The 16,271-nt window shown below is 62.0% G+C and carries 13 protein-coding genes; 8 read left to right on the top strand and 5 right to left on the bottom strand.

Translation table 11 applies throughout. From position 1 onward, the window contains the following. Positions 1 to 2: 2 nt before the first annotated feature. The 3 genes from GRI34_RS09155 to GRI34_RS09145 are packed head-to-tail and all read left to right on the top strand — an operon-like array spanning position 3 to position 2,568. Positions 3 to 1,445, top strand: coding sequence for a cytochrome ubiquinol oxidase subunit I (locus GRI34_RS09155; RefSeq protein ID WP_160595665.1), 1,443 nt, complete (start codon positions 3 to 5; stop codon positions 1,443 to 1,445). Then, a complete protein-coding gene (gene cydB / locus GRI34_RS09150) occupies positions 1,445 to 2,440 on the top strand; it encodes a cytochrome d ubiquinol oxidase subunit II (protein ID WP_160595664.1) in 996 nt (331 codons plus the stop codon). The genes GRI34_RS09155 and cydB overlap by 1 nt, the downstream gene beginning before the upstream one ends. Then, entirely contained in the window at positions 2,440 to 2,568 is a 129-nt protein-coding gene (locus GRI34_RS09145) for a DUF2474 domain-containing protein (RefSeq protein ID WP_160595663.1), read from the top strand. The genes cydB and GRI34_RS09145 overlap by 1 nt, the downstream gene beginning before the upstream one ends. A gap of 51 nt (positions 2,569 to 2,619) precedes the next feature. On the opposite strand, the gene GRI34_RS09140 is transcribed toward GRI34_RS09145, so the two are convergent. Together GRI34_RS09140 and tdh are read right to left on the bottom strand one after the other, a co-directional pair. Beyond that, positions 2,620 to 3,804, bottom strand: a complete 1,185-nt coding sequence (locus tag GRI34_RS09140) for a glycine C-acetyltransferase (protein WP_160595662.1) — start codon at positions 3,802 to 3,804, stop codon at positions 2,620 to 2,622. Between the two features lie 9 nt (positions 3,805 to 3,813). After that, positions 3,814 to 4,842 (bottom strand): L-threonine 3-dehydrogenase, encoded by a 1,029-nt coding sequence (gene tdh, locus GRI34_RS09135; protein WP_160595661.1) that lies wholly within the window; start codon positions 4,840 to 4,842, stop codon positions 3,814 to 3,816. Positions 4,843 to 4,916: 74 nt separating this feature from the next. Between tdh and GRI34_RS09130 the strand changes: the two genes are divergently transcribed. Next, the gene (locus tag GRI34_RS09130) at positions 4,917 to 5,483 is read left to right on the top strand and encodes a helix-turn-helix domain-containing protein (protein ID WP_160595660.1); all 567 of its coding nucleotides are present in this window, start codon (positions 4,917 to 4,919) and stop codon (positions 5,481 to 5,483) included. 19 nt (positions 5,484 to 5,502) lie between these two features. Here the strand turns inward: GRI34_RS09130 and GRI34_RS09125 are convergent, their stop codons facing one another. Together GRI34_RS09125 and GRI34_RS09120 are read right to left on the bottom strand one after the other, a co-directional pair. Next, positions 5,503 to 6,975 (bottom strand): SLC13 family permease, encoded by a 1,473-nt coding sequence (locus tag GRI34_RS09125; protein WP_160595659.1) that lies wholly within the window; start codon positions 6,973 to 6,975, stop codon positions 5,503 to 5,505. Beyond that, positions 6,962 to 7,807: a DUF4886 domain-containing protein gene (locus tag GRI34_RS09120; protein ID WP_160595658.1), complete on the bottom strand. Its 846-nt coding sequence runs from the start codon at positions 7,805 to 7,807 to the stop codon at positions 6,962 to 6,964. The genes GRI34_RS09125 and GRI34_RS09120 overlap by 14 nt, the downstream gene beginning before the upstream one ends. A gap of 139 nt (positions 7,808 to 7,946) precedes the next feature. Here GRI34_RS09120 and GRI34_RS09115 point away from each other — a divergent pair, with 139 nt between their 5' ends. From GRI34_RS09115 to GRI34_RS09100, 4 genes are all read left to right on the top strand, one after another. Further along, complete coding sequence (locus GRI34_RS09115; RefSeq protein ID WP_160595657.1) at positions 7,947 to 8,864, top strand: LysR family transcriptional regulator; 918 nt, start codon at positions 7,947 to 7,949, stop codon at positions 8,862 to 8,864. 102 nt (positions 8,865 to 8,966) lie between these two features. Next, on the top strand, positions 8,967 to 12,098 hold the full coding sequence (locus tag GRI34_RS09110) for a TonB-dependent receptor domain-containing protein (protein WP_160595656.1): 3,132 nt from the start codon (positions 8,967 to 8,969) through the stop codon (positions 12,096 to 12,098). Between the two features lie 23 nt (positions 12,099 to 12,121). Next, positions 12,122 to 13,339, top strand: a complete 1,218-nt coding sequence (locus tag GRI34_RS09105) for a M14 family metallopeptidase (RefSeq protein ID WP_160595655.1) — start codon at positions 12,122 to 12,124, stop codon at positions 13,337 to 13,339. Beyond that, positions 13,336 to 14,946, top strand: a complete 1,611-nt coding sequence (locus GRI34_RS09100; protein WP_160595654.1) for an N-acyl-D-amino-acid deacylase family protein — start codon at positions 13,336 to 13,338, stop codon at positions 14,944 to 14,946. The genes GRI34_RS09105 and GRI34_RS09100 overlap by 4 nt, the downstream gene beginning before the upstream one ends. Here the strand turns inward: GRI34_RS09100 and GRI34_RS09095 are convergent. Further along, positions 14,943 to 16,163, bottom strand: coding sequence for an FAD-dependent oxidoreductase (locus tag GRI34_RS09095; protein WP_160595653.1), 1,221 nt, complete (start codon positions 16,161 to 16,163; stop codon positions 14,943 to 14,945). The two genes, GRI34_RS09100 and GRI34_RS09095, sit on opposite strands and share 4 nt — an antisense overlap. Between the last annotated feature and the right edge of the window lie 108 nt (positions 16,164 to 16,271).

Here is a 16,271-nt window from a genome sequence, read left to right as displayed (position 1 = left end):
TCATGCTCGATTTTCTCGATGCTCTGATGCTTGCGCGCATCCAGTTCGCCTTCACGGTGAGTTTCCATTTCTTCTTCCCGGCGTTTTCGATCGGCCTGGCGAGCTACCTCATGGTGCTCGAAGGCTTGTGGCTGAAAACCGGGCGGCAGATCTATCTCGACCTGTTCAAATACTGGTTGAAGATTTTCGCGATTGCCTTTGCGATGGGCGTCGTTTCAGGGATTGTGATGAGCTACCAGTTCGGCACGAACTGGTCGGTGTTCTCCGATGTGGCAGGGCCCGTGATCGGGCCGCTCATGGCTTACGAGGTTTTGACGGCATTCTTCCTCGAAGCAGGCTTCCTCGGTGTCATGCTTTTCGGCATGAACAAGGTCGGCAAGAAGCTGCATTTCGCGGCGACCTGCATGGTAGCGCTCGGCACATTCGTCTCGGCGTTCTGGATCCTTTCGGTGAACAGCTGGATGCAGACGCCCACCGGATACGAGATCGCTGCCAACGGACAGTTCCTGCCTGGGCCGAGCTGGTGGGACATCGTATTCAATCCCAGTTTTCCGTATCGCCTCGTGCATACCGTCATGGCCGCTTACCTGACGACCGCGTTCGTGGTGGGCGGGGTCGGGGCGTGGCACCTGCTCAAGGACAGCACCAACCTGCACGCGCGCAAGATGTTCTCGATGGCAATGTGGATGGCGGCGATCGTGACCCCCCTGCAGATCTTCGCGGGTGACATGCACGGCCTCAACACGCTCGAGCACCAGCCGCAAAAAGTGATGGCGATGGAAGGGCATTTCGATAGCCATCCGGACGGTGCGCCGCTGATCCTGTTCGGCATTCCCGACAGCGAGGCCAAGACGGTCAGATACGCGATCCAGATTCCAAAGCTGTCCTCGCTGATCCTGAAACACGATCTCGATGCGCCGATGGCAGGGCTGGATACGATCCCGGACAATGAAGAACCGCCGGTTGGCGTAGTGTTCTGGTCCTTTCGCGTAATGGTTGGCATCGGCTTCGCCATGCTGGGGATCGGCATGTGGAGCCTGTTCGCGCGGTGGCGCCGCAAGCTCTACGACTGGCCCTGGCTGCACAGGGCTGCGCTCGTCATGGCACCATCCGGCTTCGTTGCCGTGCTGGCAGGGTGGATCACCACCGAGGTCGGCCGCCAGCCATATGTGATCTACGGATTGCTGCGCACCGCCGATGCCGCGAGCCCGCTGGATGCGCCGGCAGTGGCTGCATCGCTGCTGGCTTTCATCATAGTCTATTTCGCCGTCTTCGGCGTAGGCGTCTGGTACATCCTTCGACTGATGGGCAAGGTTCCGCACGTCGGAGAGGTCGGTGTCAAGCGCGGCGACACCGGACCGATCCGTACCGCCGGCATCACTCCCGGTCCGACCCAGAACCCCGGGCATGACGAGACTCTTCCAGCCGACAAGGGGGACGTGTGATGGACCTTACCGTCATCTGGGCCTTCATCATCGCCTTCGCCGTCTTCGCCTATGTGGTGATGGACGGCTTCGACCTCGGCATCGGAATCCTGTTTCCCACCTTGAGAGTGGGGCAGGGCCGCGACCGAGCGATGAACTCGATCGCCCCCGTGTGGGACGGAAACGAGACCTGGCTGGTGCTCGGCGGAGGCGGCCTCTTCGCCGCCTTCCCGCTGGCTTATGCGGTCGTGTTGCCTGCCACCTATCCGCTTATCATCGCCATGCTGCTCGGCCTCGTCTTTCGCGGGGTCGCCTTCGAGTACCGCTGGCGCGATCCGGCACACCGGCCGTTTTGGGATGCCGCATTTTTCGGCGGATCGCTGGTGGCCGCGATGGCACAGGGCATGACGCTCGGCGCGCTGTTGCAGGGTGTCGAAGTGGTCGAGAGGGCCTATGCCGGGAGCTGGTTCGACTGGTTGACGCCGTACACGCTGCTTTGCGGGCTGGGCGTGGTCGCAGGCTATGCCTTGCTCGGTAGCACATGGCTCATCTGGAAGCTCGATGGCGGCGCGCAGAAGCATGCCCGCTGGCTCGCTCTGCGCGCCGCAATCGCCACGATCGTGCTGATGGGCGCGGTGAGCCTCTACAACATCTTCCTCAACGCCGAATATGCCGAACGCTGGCTGACCGCGCCGGAAATCTACTTTGCCGCGCCGGTGCCGATCATCACGGCGATCATCGCGGTTTCGATGCTGCGGGCGATCGGCACCGACCGGAACAGCAAGCCGTTCTGGCTCTCGATCGCGCTGTTCCTGTTCGGTATGCTGGGGCTCGGCGTGACCATGTGGCCCTATGTCGTGCCGCCGGGTCTCACTATCTGGGACGCTGCGGCGCCCGAGCGAAGCCAGATATTCATGCTCGTCGGTGTCGCAATCACCATGCCGCTGATCATCGCCTATACCGCCTGGGCCTATTGGGTATTCCGCGGCAAGGTGTCGGACGAAGGCTACCACTGATGGAAGATCCCACCGATCCGCAGTCGCCCCTTTGGAAGCGGTTACTGTGGATGGCTGGTATCTGGCTGGCCAGCATCGCGGTTCTGGGCGCGGTGGCGATGCTGATCCGCTTTTGGCTCAAGGTGTGAGTTACCCCGGCGCCTGATGGAGCCGGGGTACTCCAAGGTGACGCAGCGGCCTTACTTGCCGAGGCTGGCACGCGCCTGCGTGAAGACCTCGACCGCATGGTCGATATCGTCTCGGGTGATCGCGGAGGACATCTGGGTCCGGATGCGGGCCTTGCCCTTCGGCACGACCGGGAAAGAGAAGGCGGTCACGTAAATCCCGTTTGCGCGGGCGTGGGCTGCGAAATTGGCAGCATCTTTCGCATCGTAGAGCATGATGGGGATGATCGGATGCTCGCCCGGCAGGATGTCGAACCCTTCCGCTTCCAGCTTGTCGCGGAAGTATCGCGTGTTGTCCCACAGTTTGGCGCGCTGTTCGCCGCGGCGGGCGAGTTCGAGCGCCTTGATCGAACCGGCCACTACAGGCGGTGCGACCGAATTCGAGAACAGGTAGGGACGCGAGCGCTGGCGAAGCATCGACACAATCTCCGGCCGCGCGCTGGTATAACCGCCACTGGCTCCGCCCAGTGCCTTGCCCAAAGTTCCGGTGGTGATGTCCACGCGGTCCATGCAATTGCGATATTCGTGCGTGCCGCGGCCATTCTCGCCGAGGAAGCCGGTCGCGTGGCAATCGTCGAAATGGACCAGCGCATCGTATTTCTCGGCAAGATCGCAGATCTCGTCGAGGCGGGCGATGAAGCCGTCCATGGAAAATACGCCGTCGGTCGTGATCAGCTTGAATCGGGCACCGGCGGCATCGGCTTCCTTCAGGCGCTCTTCCAGTTCGCCCATGTCGTTATTGGCATAGCGATAGCGCTGCGCCTTGCAGAGGCGCACACCGTCGATGATGCTGGCGTGATTGAGCGCGTCGGAAATGACTGCATCTTCGGCTGTCAGCAGCGTTTCGAACAATCCCGCATTGGCGTCGAAGCACGAGGGATAGAGGATCGTCTCGTCGAAGCCGACGAAATCGGAAATGCTCCGTTCCAGTTCCTTGTGAATGTCCTGCGTGCCGCAAATGAAGCGGACCGATGCCATGCCGAAACCGTGGGTGTCGAGCCCTTCGCGCGATGCGGCGCGGATTTCTTCGTTATCAGCGAGGCCGAGGTAATTGTTCGCGCACAGGTTTACGACCTTGCGCGATCCGAGGTCGACGGTTCCGCTTTGCGGCGAGGTGATTTCCTGTTCGGATTTGAACAGGCCCTGTTCCTCTATGCTTTCCAGTTCCTGGGCGAGATGTTCGTAAAAGCGCTGGCTCATCGTATTTCCTCAATTATCCCAGTTCAGCACGACCTTGCAGGCCTCGCCCGAGGCCATGGCGGCGAAGCCTTCCTCGAAGCGGTCGACCGGCAGTCGGTGGGTGATGATCGGCGAGAGGTCGAGGCCCGATTGGATGAAGACCGACATCTTGTACCAGGTCTCGAATATCTCGCGGCCATAGACGCCCTTCAGCGTCAGCATGTTGAAGATGACCTTGTCCATGTCGACCTTCGGCGCTTCTGCAGGCAGGCCGAGGATCGCGACCTTGCCGCCATGCGCCATGTTGTCGATGAGCGAGGCGAATCCCGCCGGCGATCCCGACATTTCGAGGCCGACGTCAAAGCCTTCGGCCATGCCGAGTTCGCGCTGCATGTCCTCGATCGTGCGCTTGGTGGGATTGACCATCGCGGTGGCCCCCATCTTGAGCGCGAGAGCGAGGCGGTCTTCGTTGAGATCGCTGACGACGACGTGACGCGCGCCTGCGTGACGGCAGACGGCGGCGGCCATGATGCCGATGGGGCCAGCCCCGACGATCAGTACGTCTTCACCCAGCACGTCGAATTGCAGCGCGGTGTGCACGGCATTGCCGAAAGGATCGAAGATGGATGCGACATCGAGGTCAATGCCCTGCTGGTGCACCCACAGGTTCGCTGCCGGGAGCACGAGATATTCGGCAAAAGCGCCCGGGCGGTTCACGCCGATGCCCTGGCTGTCGGCACACACGTGGCGGCGCCCGGCCATGCAATTGCGGCACCGTCCGCACACGACGTGTCCTTCGCCCGAGACGATCTGGCCGACTTCGAAACCGGAGACATTGTTGCCGAATTCCACGATCTCGCCGACGAATTCGTGACCGACCGTCATGGGGACGGGGATCGTGCGCTGGGCCCATTCGTCCCAGTTCCAGATATGCATGTCGGTGCCGCAGATAGCAGTCCTGCGGATCTTCACCTTCACGTCGTTCGAGCCGACCTCGGGCTCGGGCACGTCCTGGAGCCAGAGCCCCTTTTCCGCCTTCGCCTTGACCAATGCCTTCACAAACCGTCTCCGTCACTATATCAGAATGGCGCCTCTATACTGGAAAAGCGCATCGACGCAACAAGGGTCCCAGCATGTCGGATAATGCCATCAGCCAGGAATTCGGCCGCCGTGTGGGGGTCATGCGGCGCACGCACAAGATCACTCTCGACCAACTGGCCGAACGCTCCGGTGTAAGCCGTTCGATGCTCTCCCAGATCGAGCGCGGGAAGGCCAATCCGACGCTCGCGGTGGCGGCGCGGATCGCCGATGCCTTCGGCCTGTCGATCGTGCACCTGATCGAAGAGGAAATCCGCCCGTCGCTGGTCGAAGTCATCGACGCGGACGACGAGCAGGCCCTGTTCAGCGAGAAGAATGGCTGCCGCCTGCGCACGCTGACGCCGCTCCACATGGAAAAGAACGTCGAGTTCTACGAGCTCACCTTCGCGCCGGGGGGTGAGCTCGACAGCGATGCCCATTTTGCCGGAACGCGCGAGATGCTGAGCGTGGCCAAGGGTTCTGTCGAAGTCGCAGTCGGGGTAGAACCGCCCACATCGCTTGGGCAGGGCGATACCGCGCATTACCCCGCCGACCGCAAGCACAAGATCGCCAACCGCGGCAGCGAAGACGCGGTCTGCTACCTCGTCGTGTCCTACGCCTGACCGGCAGGCGCAGCCTTCGTCAGAGGACTGCCGGAACCAGCCAGACCGCGATGATCGAAACCAGGATGATCGCGACGATATTGAGCCATAGCCCTGCGCGCATCATGTCCTTGATCGCGACGTCGCCGCTACTGAAGACGATCGCATTCGGCGGTGTGGCGACAGGCAGCATGTAGGCGCAGCTTGCCGCGATGGTCACCGGGACGACCAGGATCAGTGGGTCGATCCCCAGCTCGATTGCCAGCGCAGCGACAACCGGAAGAAGAGTGGCGGTTGTCGCAACATTGCTGGTCAGCTCGGTCAGGAAGATCACCAGTGTGGTCAGCGCAATCACGAGCAGGATGTGGTTGATCTCTCCCAATGGGGCGAGCTGTTGGCCCATCCATAGCGTGAGGCCGGTGGAGGACAGCGCCGCCGCAAGAGAGAGGCCCCCGCCAAACAGGATCAGGACGCCCCAGGGCAGGCGCTTGGTGTCTTCCCAAGTGACGAGCGCGTGGCGATCGACGCCGCTCGGGACCAGGAATGCGAGCAGGGCAACGGTCATCGCGATGCCCGCGTCGGACAACCCCTCTATGCCGAGCAATGAAGAAAGCGGCTTGCGCATGATCCAGCCGAAAACCAGCAGCGCAAAAAGCGCAGCCGTGCGTTTCTCGGCAACTGTCATCTTGCCGAGCGCATCGTGGCGTCGATCCATTTCGGCAATCGTCTCCGCAGAAGACACGAATTCGACCGGGAACAGGAAGCGCGTAAGCAGCAGCCAGCCGATCGGAAGCAGGACGACCGAGACCGGTACGCCGATCATCATCCACTGGGCGAACGGGATCTCCACCTGGTATTCGCTTTGCAGGAACCCGGCCATGAAGGCATTGGGCGGGGTGCCGACCAGCGTGGCGACACCGCCGATCGAGGCGCCGTAAGCAAGGCCCAGCAGCAGGGCGAGCGTGAAATCGCGCTTTCCCTTTTCGCCCAGTCCCGGGGACGTTTCGCCTACCACCAGCGCCAGCGATACCGCGATCGGAAACAGCATCAGCGTGGTCGAGGTGTTCGAAATCCACATGCTGAGGATTGCTGCAGCCAGCATGAAACCTGCGACAAGACCCTTCCCGGTGCTGCCCATGTGGCGGAAGATCGCGAGGGCCAGGCGGCGGTGAAGCTGGCTTCGTTCTACCGCCAAGGCGACGAGGAAGCCGCCCAGGAAAAGGTAGATGATGGGATTTGCGTAGGGCGCTGCAGCTTCGTCGACCGTGGCAATCCCTGCCAGCGGGAACGCGATGATCGGGATGAGGGCCGTGACCGGCAACGGCACCGCTTCGGTGGCCCACCAGATCGCCATCAGTACCCCGATCGCGGCGGCGATCTGCGCGGGGCGATCCAGTTCGTCCGGACTGAACGCGAAAAAGAAGACGGCAAAGGCGACAAGGCCTGCGATGAGGCCGATCGGATTGAACCCGCGCGGCTGGTCGGCGCTGGCGGCCGGGTTAGTCTGGGTCATTCGCTGTCCGTCCGAAGAAGCTTGATACGGTATCCTGCGCGACCTGCTGCAGGAAGAGCGCGTCCTCAGCGCTCACCGCGCCGAAATAGTCGTAGGGGTTGCCGACCGGCGATTGCCCGTAGAGGGTCGCGAACACCGTCGCCGCGGCAAGGTAAGTGCCGATCATGCTCGGGTGAGAGGAATCGAATGGCTTGTGCAGGACGATGTCGGGCCGCCGCCGCAATGCCTCTTCGAACGCCAATCCGACGGGGATGACCATGCCATCGAGCCGGTTTGCAGTGTCGATATAGAGCCGCGCGGTCTGCGCGGTCATATCTGGCGAATAGCGGCGATGCGCAGGCGCATAGGCTGGCGTCATGTAGAAAACCGGTTTCGCACCGGCTGCGCGGATGGTCGCCGCGTGCCTCGTGGCCGCCTCGTTGAAACGCTTTCGACTTTCTTCGGTGAGGGCGGCGGAGCTGATCCCTTGCAGGATCACCAGATCGAAGGGTTCGTCGACCCTGAGTTTGGCATGATCGACCAGGTGCGCCACGGCATGGTCGCGTAGCGCGGCACCGCCGATTGTCGCGGACTTGTAGGAGGGCTCAGCGTCTCCCAGCGCTCCGGAGGCAACAACCATCCGCTGGACGTGGTTGTGCAGGCTGTCGTTGTAATAAAAGTAGCTGTTGCCGACGAAGAGGATTGTCTTCGGAGATGCCCCGTCGATCTGCCTGACTGCGGGTGCTGGCAATGCCTCGGTCGCCGATTGCGCGGCAAGCGGGGCGCACCCTGTGGCGAGCGGCATCGCTGTGACAGCCGACAGCATCAGCAAGCCTGCACGTAAGAACGCCATCGCACTCCCCCAATCGCCGACCTCTTCCCGACGGCGTCGAGCGAGTGATGCAGGTAGACTGGCGAATCTGCAAGCTGTCCTGCACCGACGTGACGAAATGGAGCTTGCCAAGCCGCTCCGGGCGTAGCCATTAGATTGAATGCGCCTGCGCCAGATCGAAATCTTTTATCACGTGTATCGGACCGGCTCGATCAGTGCGGCCGCCCGTGATCTCAACGTGTCCCAGCCATCGGTGAGCAAAGTGCTGCGACATGCGGAAGACCGGCTGGGCTTTGCGCTGTTCATGCGCCGCAAGGGGCGCCTGATCCCGACAGCTGCTGCAGATGAGCTCTTCGTCGAAGCCGAGGACATTTACGCCCGGCTATCCACCTTCAACCGCTCGCTGGAAAATATTCGCAGCAGGAAGGGCGGCCACCTGCGGCTGGGTGTTCTGCCCTCGCTCAGCCTGTCCGTGGGGCCTGAACTGGTCGCACGCTTGCGGGACCACGACCCAAATCTCAGCTTCGAGCTAACGACCCTGCATTCGGTCGAAATCGAAGCAGCACTTCGCGAAAAGCGCGTCGACATGTGTATCGGTTTCGAGCCGGTCGATGATCCGCGGATCCAGAATCACCACGTTGGCGACGGCCGCATGGTCATTGTCTCCGGACAACCCCTCGCGGGCTCGCCTGCAGAGGTGACGGAACATGTCCTCCACGGTGCCGAAATGATCGGCATCAGCGAAAGCGGTCCGCTGGGAACGATGATCAGGCAACAGCTCGACGATCGCGGCATCGTCCCGCAAGAAGTCGCTACCGCCCATACATACCACGTCGCTCTGTCCCTGGTGCGCAAGCAAGTAGGGCTAGCACTTACCGATCAATTTACTGCGTATTCCCACCTCGGTGTCGGCTTGCAGCGATATCTTCTATCGAATTTCCCCGGCTATTCGATCTACGCAATCACGCTGGCCGACCACCCCGATGAGGGCAAGGTTGCGCTCGCCGTCGACGCGTTGCGCGACGTCGTCGCAACGGTCGCCGAGGGTATTCTAAGTCTACAGCCGCGAAAGTCATAACCTTTCGCTATACCAACCTTGTGAGAAATTAGCTGAAAGGAATTGCCGTTCTGGCGAAATTCCTCCAACTTTGCGTCGGGACGCTCATTGGGGAGAGATTTCATGAAATTCGGTGGCAAGACTACGTCGGCGCTGTTCTGCGGCACGGCACTTACCCTTATCGCAGCACAACCTGCATTTGCGCAGTCTACCACAACCGACGATGCAGCGGCCCGCGCCGCGGAAGAAGCTGCGATTGCGGATGATAACACTATCGTCGTCACGGGCACCCAGATCCGCGGTGCCCAGGTCGATGACGTCTTGCCGGTCACCGTTGTGGGTGAGGAACTGATCGAGGCGATCGACCCCGCATCGGGCGACGAGCTATTCCGCGCAATTCCCCAGGCCGGCAGTGTGGAGTTCAACGAACAGAATACATCGGGCGGCGTGAACGGCGCGCGCGGTGACATCGCGTCGATCAACCTGCGCGGGCTCGGCACGGGCAACACCTTGTTGCTGATCAACGGGCGCCGCATGGTGCTCAATCCCGGCTTCCAAACCGAGCTTTTCGTTCCGGTCGTATCGCCCGACACCAACACCATCGTGCCCGGCAGCATCCGCCGCGTCGAAGTGCTGCGCGACGGTGCCTCGGCCGTATACGGCGCCGATGCCGTTGCGGGCGTCGTGAACACCATCCTGCGGGGCAATCGCACGGGCGGGTTCATCCAGGGCAACTGGCGCGCCTCGGAAGGCACCAGCCTCTATAGCTATTCGCTGCGTGGCGGTTATGGGTTCGATTTCGCGGACGGTCGCGGCAATCTGACCCTTAACGGCTACTACTTCCACGAAAACGGCCTGCGCGCGACGGCACGCGACTATTCCGCCTCTAGCGATCTGCGCCCCTTCCTGGTCGGCACACCTTTCGAAGGCGATACGCAGTTCGACAACCGCTCGATCAATTCTCCCTTCGGTGCTTTCGACATCCAGGGCTCGCGCGCCACGTCGTCCAGAACCACGGCGCTGCGCGACGATGACTTCCATATCCAGCCGTGTATCAATTTCGGCCCGAACGGCGCCGCAGACAGCGATGGCCGCGTTATCGACCTCGGCAACGGTCTGTGCGCCGACAATGGCGGGACCATCGATCGCAACCTGCGGCATGACCTTGGCGCCAACCGCTTCCTCTTCTCGGAGAAGGATCGTTACGCGGCGCAGGCGCTCTTCAGCTACGAGATCAGCCCTTCGGTAGAGGCCTATCTCGAAGGCTCCTACTATCGCTCTGAATCCTTCCGCGAGCGTGAACAGAGCACCATGCTGAGCGCGGTCCCGCTTGGCGTCGAGGCGAGCGCCTACTGGAACCCGCTCGGACCTACCCTGCTGGCGGACGGCTCGCCCAATCCCAACCGTGCCGACAACGGGCTGGGTTCGGGAGTGACGGACGAAGGGCGCGCACTCCTGATGGAGGATTATCGCTTCATCGATGCAGGGCCGCGGCGCGGCTATGTCGACAAGGACACTTATCGCATCGTGGTTGGCCTGCGCGGCGACCTGTGGGGCTGGGACTTCGACACCGGCTTCCTCTATTCACAGGCAAATACCACCGACCTTACCGAAAACCGCATTTCGAGCAGCCTTGCTCAGGCTGCGATCAACCGTACCGATCCGTCCGCCTACAACCCCTTCAATGGCGGGTGCTTCCCCGGCGAGCTCGGCGCGAATACTGCCGACTGCACGCCCAATCCGCAGTCGGTCATCGACACCATTACCATCGACGTGTTCCGCAAGGGTGAAACCACGCTCGCGCTGGCTGATTTTAAGGTTTCGAAGGCGAATATCTTCGAATTGCCTGCTGGCGGTGTCGGTCTTGCGACCGGCGTGGAATTCCGCCGCGAAACCTTCGAGGACGACCGTGACCCGCGTCTCGATGGGACGATCACATTCACCAATGCCGTGAACGGTGACTTTTTTGGCAGCGACGTCCTCGGGTCCAGCCCATCGCCCGACACGAGCGGCAGTCGCGAGGTCTATTCCGCCTTTGCCGAAGCGCTGATCCCGGTCGTGTCGCCCGACATGGGCATTCCGCTGGTGAACGAGCTGGAAGTCCAGCTCGCTGCCCGCTTCGAGGATTTCTCGGATTCGACCAGCGCCTTCGTGCCGAGGGCTGCAGTGGCCTGGCGTCCCTTCTCCGACCTGCTACTGCGCGGCGCTTATTCGCAAGGCTTCCGCGCGCCGAACCTCATCCAGATCAATGACGAGGGGACGACGCGATCGAATTCAGTCGTGCAGGCAGTCGAATGCGTTGCCGAGATCATCAAGGGCATCGAAGACGATGTGCCGGATTGTGGCACGCGTGGCACCATCGATTTCCGGTCCGGAGCCAAAACCCTGGAGCCGGAAGATACCGAGAGCATAAACTTAGGCGCAGTGTTCGAGCCGAGCTTTATTCCGGGCCTTACGCTCACTGCCGACTACTGGCGCGTCAAGCAGGATGGCATCATCGGCATCTTCGGCAATCGCAATGCGCTCTTGCTCGATCTCGTCCTGCGCCTGCAGGGCAGCTTCAACCCGAATGTCGTCCGCGACGACCCTGATGCCGGGCAGATCGCACTGTATGAGGGAACGGGGATCCTGCCTGCCGGTGATGTGCAGCAGATACTCAACCCCTATCGCAACCTCGACCAACGGACGTCGGAAGGCCTCGATTTTGGCCTGTTCTATGAATTCGGTACCGGCTTTGGCGACTTCGACATCCAGGTCAACGCAGCGCGCCTGCTCGGTTTCGAGCAGGAAGCGGGCCCGGAAGCCGAACCGCTGTTCACCGAGCTAACACCGCTGCTGGAGGCAATTCCGGAACTTTCGATCAGCGATGTCGCGGCTCTCCAGCCGACCGGCTTCGGCGAGCTGCTGGAAATCGATGGCCGCCCGAAATGGCGGTACTCCGGTTCGATCACCTGGAGCGATGGTCCGGTCCGGGTGAACCTGTTCGGTCGCTATGTCGGCAGGGTCTTCGATCCCAGCGCGCAAAACGATGCGACGGCGGAGCTGTTCGAAGTGGACGACTGGTTCACCATGAACGCATCGATCAGCTACGAGATCGAGGCCGACAACGCTCTCGATGGAACGCGCCTGCGCTTCGGTATCAATAACATCACGAACGAAGCGCCGCCGATTGCCGATGAAAGCTACGGGTTCTATGGCAGCTTGCACAGCGCTCGGGGACGTCAGTTCTCGATCGACCTGCGCAAGGAATTCTGAGGCCCGACACCCGGGAGACAGCGATGAAACGCGGAATTTCTGCATGCCTCGCCGGCGCGATATGGCTTAGCGGCTGTGTGGCGCCGGGGGCGGCATCACTTGATCGTGCAGCGGAGCCGCTTGCGGTTGCCGACGCGCGTTGCAGCGACGGCTCGGTTGCGATCGACACGGCATTCGATGCCGGCGCGCTTGCTTCGTGCACGGTGGGGGATGATGGACGCATCTCCATCACCCTGTCCCCCGAAGACGCGCCGCCGATAAATTGCAGCGCCTGGTATGCGTTTCGCCTGCACAGCAATGCGCCGCGCGTGGTTGGTATCGACCTCAATTACACCGCCTGTGGCCACCGGTACGAACCCAAGGTCAGTTACGATGGGGTGGAATGGACGTATCTCGACCCGGCCAAGGTCGAGGTTATGGAGGTCGAAGGGACCAGGATGGCGCGCCTGTCCATCCGCACCGACGGACGCCCCATATTCGTCTCTGCGCAGGAAATCATTGTTCCTGCGACTTACGATGCATGGCTCGACGGGCTCGAAGAAACCGGAATGGTCGAGCGCGAAACGCTAGGACATTCGGCAGAAGGTCGCGCCATCGAGATCATGTATCTCGGCAATCCGGCAGCACGGGAGCAGGTGGTCCTGGTCGGTCGCCAGCATCCGCCGGAAGTGACCGGTGCACTGGCAATGTTCCCCTTCGTGGAAACCTTGCTCGAACACACCGAATTGGCCCGCCGCTTCCGCGAACGTTTCCGCGTGTCGGCGGTTCCGCTCCTCAATCCCGACGGTGTAGTGAAAGGCCATTGGCGGCATAACACCGGCGGGGTCGACCTAAATCGCGACTGGGGCCCTTTCACCCAGCCCGAAACACAGCTTATGCGGGATGTGCTTGTCGCTATCGACAATGATCCGGACAGGCGCCTGCGCCTGCTCTTGGACTTTCATTCCACCGGCCGCGATATCTTTTATACGATCCCCGATGAACTGCCGACCGATCCGCCGCTGTTCACGCGTGACTGGCTGGCCCGCTATCAGGACCGGATGAGCGGGTATGAAGTGACGCGCGATGCGCGCCACGAGGTCGGTCGCCCGATCTCGAAAGCACACGCCTTCGATACTTACGGGGTGCCTGCGGTGACATTCGAACTTGGTGATGAAACCGATCGGACGCTCATCCGTCGCATCGGGCGCGAAGCGGCCATAGCGATGATGGAAGAATTGCTCGCAACCGAGCGCCCATGAGCCTTCGTAAAGCCGCCTTTCCAGCTCTGGTCGCGATCTTGGCGGGGTGCCAGTCGCTGCCGAACGATGCGCCGCTTGCTCCTGTCGACCTCGTCATAAGCGGCGGAACAGTTTACGACGGGACTGGAAGCCCGGCGACGGCAGACGACCTGGTAATTTCCGACGGTCGCGTCGCCTACCTTGGCCCCGACGCACGGACCAAATTTCTCCCGGCGCGCGAGATCGATGCGACTGGCTTGGTCGTGGCCCCCGGGTTTATCGACCCACACACTCATGCGGCCAGCGATCTGTCCTCCGATCAAGCGGTCCGCCGTGCGAACCTGCCTTTCGCTTTTCAGGGCGTTACGACGGTGGTGGTGGGGAACGACGGGGGCGGAAGCCTTGACGTCGCCGCGCAGGCGGAATTGGCCAGGGCGCAAGGCATCGGCACGAATGTGGCATATCTGGCGGGCTTCGGCCCCATTCGCGAGGAAGTGCTTGGCAAGGAGGATCGCGCGCCCGACGCGGATGAAATGTCTGTCATGAAGGCGCGCCTGCGCGGCGCCATGTGCGAAGGGGCATGGGGTTTTTCCGCGGGTCTGTATTATGTGCCCCAAGCCTATTCCCAGACCGACGAGGTTGTCGCCCTGGCCAGCGTGGCGAGCGCTCTAGACGGCTATTACGATACGCATATGCGCGACGAGAGCACGTATAACGTGACCGTCACCGGCGCACTGGCCGAAACGCTGGAGATAGGACGTCTGGCCGATATCCCCGTACACATCGCGCATATCAAGGCCCTGGGACCTGCAGTCTGGGGGCACAGCACGAAGATGATCGAGGCGATCGAGGACGCCCGTGCAGCCGGACAGCGTGTGACCGCGGATCAATATCCGTGGGAAGCGTCCGGCACCCGGATCAGCGCAGCTCTAGTCCCGCGATCGGCCCTTGAGGGTGGTCTGGATGCTTTGAGGGAGCGCTTGAGAGAGCCCGAAACCCGGGCCGCCATCCGCGCTGCGATGATCGACGGGATTGCGAGACGGGGCGGAGCAAGCAAGCTCCTGATTACCGGCCGGTTGGGCGAAGCGGACATCGAAACCGGCCAGACGCTCGAGGAATATGCAGAAGCTGCAAATATCGAGCCGGTCGATGCGGCGATTGCAATCCTGTTGCAAGGCGATGCCCGCATCGCTTCCTTCAATATGAGCACGGACGATATCGCGGCGTTTTCGGTGCGTGACTGGGTAGTCACCGGTTCCGATGGATCGAGCGGTCATCCGCGCAAATACGGCAGTTTCCCGAAAGCCTATCGCGATCTCGTCCTTAGCGAGCCAGGCATGGATCTGGCGCGGTTCATCGAGCGAAGCAGCGGGCAGACAGCGAAGCTAATTGGCTTGCAGGATCGCGGCTTTCTCGCGCCGGGGATGGCCGCTGACGTCGTCGTCTTCGATCCGGCTAGCTTCGCCCCGCTCGCGACCTATCAGTCGCCGCGTGACTTGTCGGTTGGCGTGCGACACCTGTTCGTCAATGGCGAGGCGGTGATTTCAGAAGGCGCGTATACCGGCAGCCTGCCTGGCCTCTCCTTGCTGAAACGCACCGCTTGCGCACCAACCGATGGCGACAGCTAAGCGGGGGAGCCGACGATCTGTGCTAGCCGGTTGGAAGAACCCATCGCCAGCGTCCATCCCAGCATGCCGTGACCCACGTTGATCGCCAGCGAGGAAGAGAGTTTGCGTATGACGGGTAGCGAATTCGGGGTCATCGGACGAATGCCCGCCCACCCTTCGTCGCTTGCGGAATAATCGGCAGCGTCGGGCATGACTGCCTGGGCCTGCCGGGTCATGGCTTGAAGGCGGTCGACGTCGACCTCGGCCGAAGTCTCTCCGAGCTCGGCGCGCCCGGCGACGAGGATCCGGTCTTCGAGCCGCGTGAAAACCAGCCTGTTCGCACTGTCGGTTATGGAGACCTGGGGTGCCTTTCGTCCGGCGGGCGCGGTAAAAGAATAGCCTTTCATCGGGGCGATCGCTTGCCTGTGACCGAGAGGTGCAAGCAGCCTGTTCGCCTCATGCCCGCCTGCCACGATGACGAGCGGCGCAGCTCGCGCGTCGCCATTGGCGAAACGGACAACGCTTTCCGCTTTCCCGTCCTCAATCCTGACGGCCCTCATCCCACCCCGGAAGACGACACCGTATTCGGCGGTGATTGTCGCGAGCAGGCGTTTGCAGAACAGGGCGCAATCTGCCGTCTGGTCTTGCGGCGCATAGACGGCACCGGCGAATTGCGCGGCGAAGCCTTCGAGCGCTGGTTCGATCTCTATCGCAGCCAAGCGTGAAAGGATGTCCTGCGGCTGGCCGAACTGCGCAGTCAACCGCAATGTGGCGCGGGCATCGTCAACCGCACGTGCATCGGGCAGCAAGACCAGCTTGCCGGCATCGCGCAGGCCGAAGGAAAGGGCGTGATCGTCCAGGAGCCTGTCCATGGCGCGGCGGGATTCGCTTGCCAGCTTGCTGCATTCCAGCGTGTTGCGCGCGAAGGCAGGTCGGCGGCACTGCCAAAGAAACGCTGTCAGCCATCTAGCGTAAACAAGGTCGGGCTTGAGCGACAGCCGGAAGGCAGGATCGCATCCAAGGGCAAGCTTCGGCAGCTTTGGCATAAGGCTCGGCGAGGCAAGAGCGCCCGTGTGCGAATAACTCAGCTGACGGCCATTCCCCCGGGAAGCACCGGCGGCCACATCAGGGGCGGCGTCGACCAGTTCCACCTTCCATCCCCTCCGTGCGAGAGCATAGGCGCTGGTAACGCCGACAACCCCGGCTCCGATGACAATGGCAGTCCCCGTCGAACCCATGAGAGATAATTTGCGCTCTTGGGAAACAGCGCGCCAGAGCGAGACGTGATGCTTGGCATAGCCCCTATCTATGGCTTGGCTGGCGGCATCTGACGGCGCGCCGCCAAG

Origin of the sequence: Qipengyuania aquimaris, assembly GCF_009827445.1 — a bacterium.
Classification (GTDB): domain Bacteria; phylum Pseudomonadota; class Alphaproteobacteria; order Sphingomonadales; family Sphingomonadaceae; genus Qipengyuania; species Qipengyuania aquimaris.
Note: the sequence above shows the minus strand (reverse complement) of the source record. Positions and strands in the feature narration are given on the sequence as shown.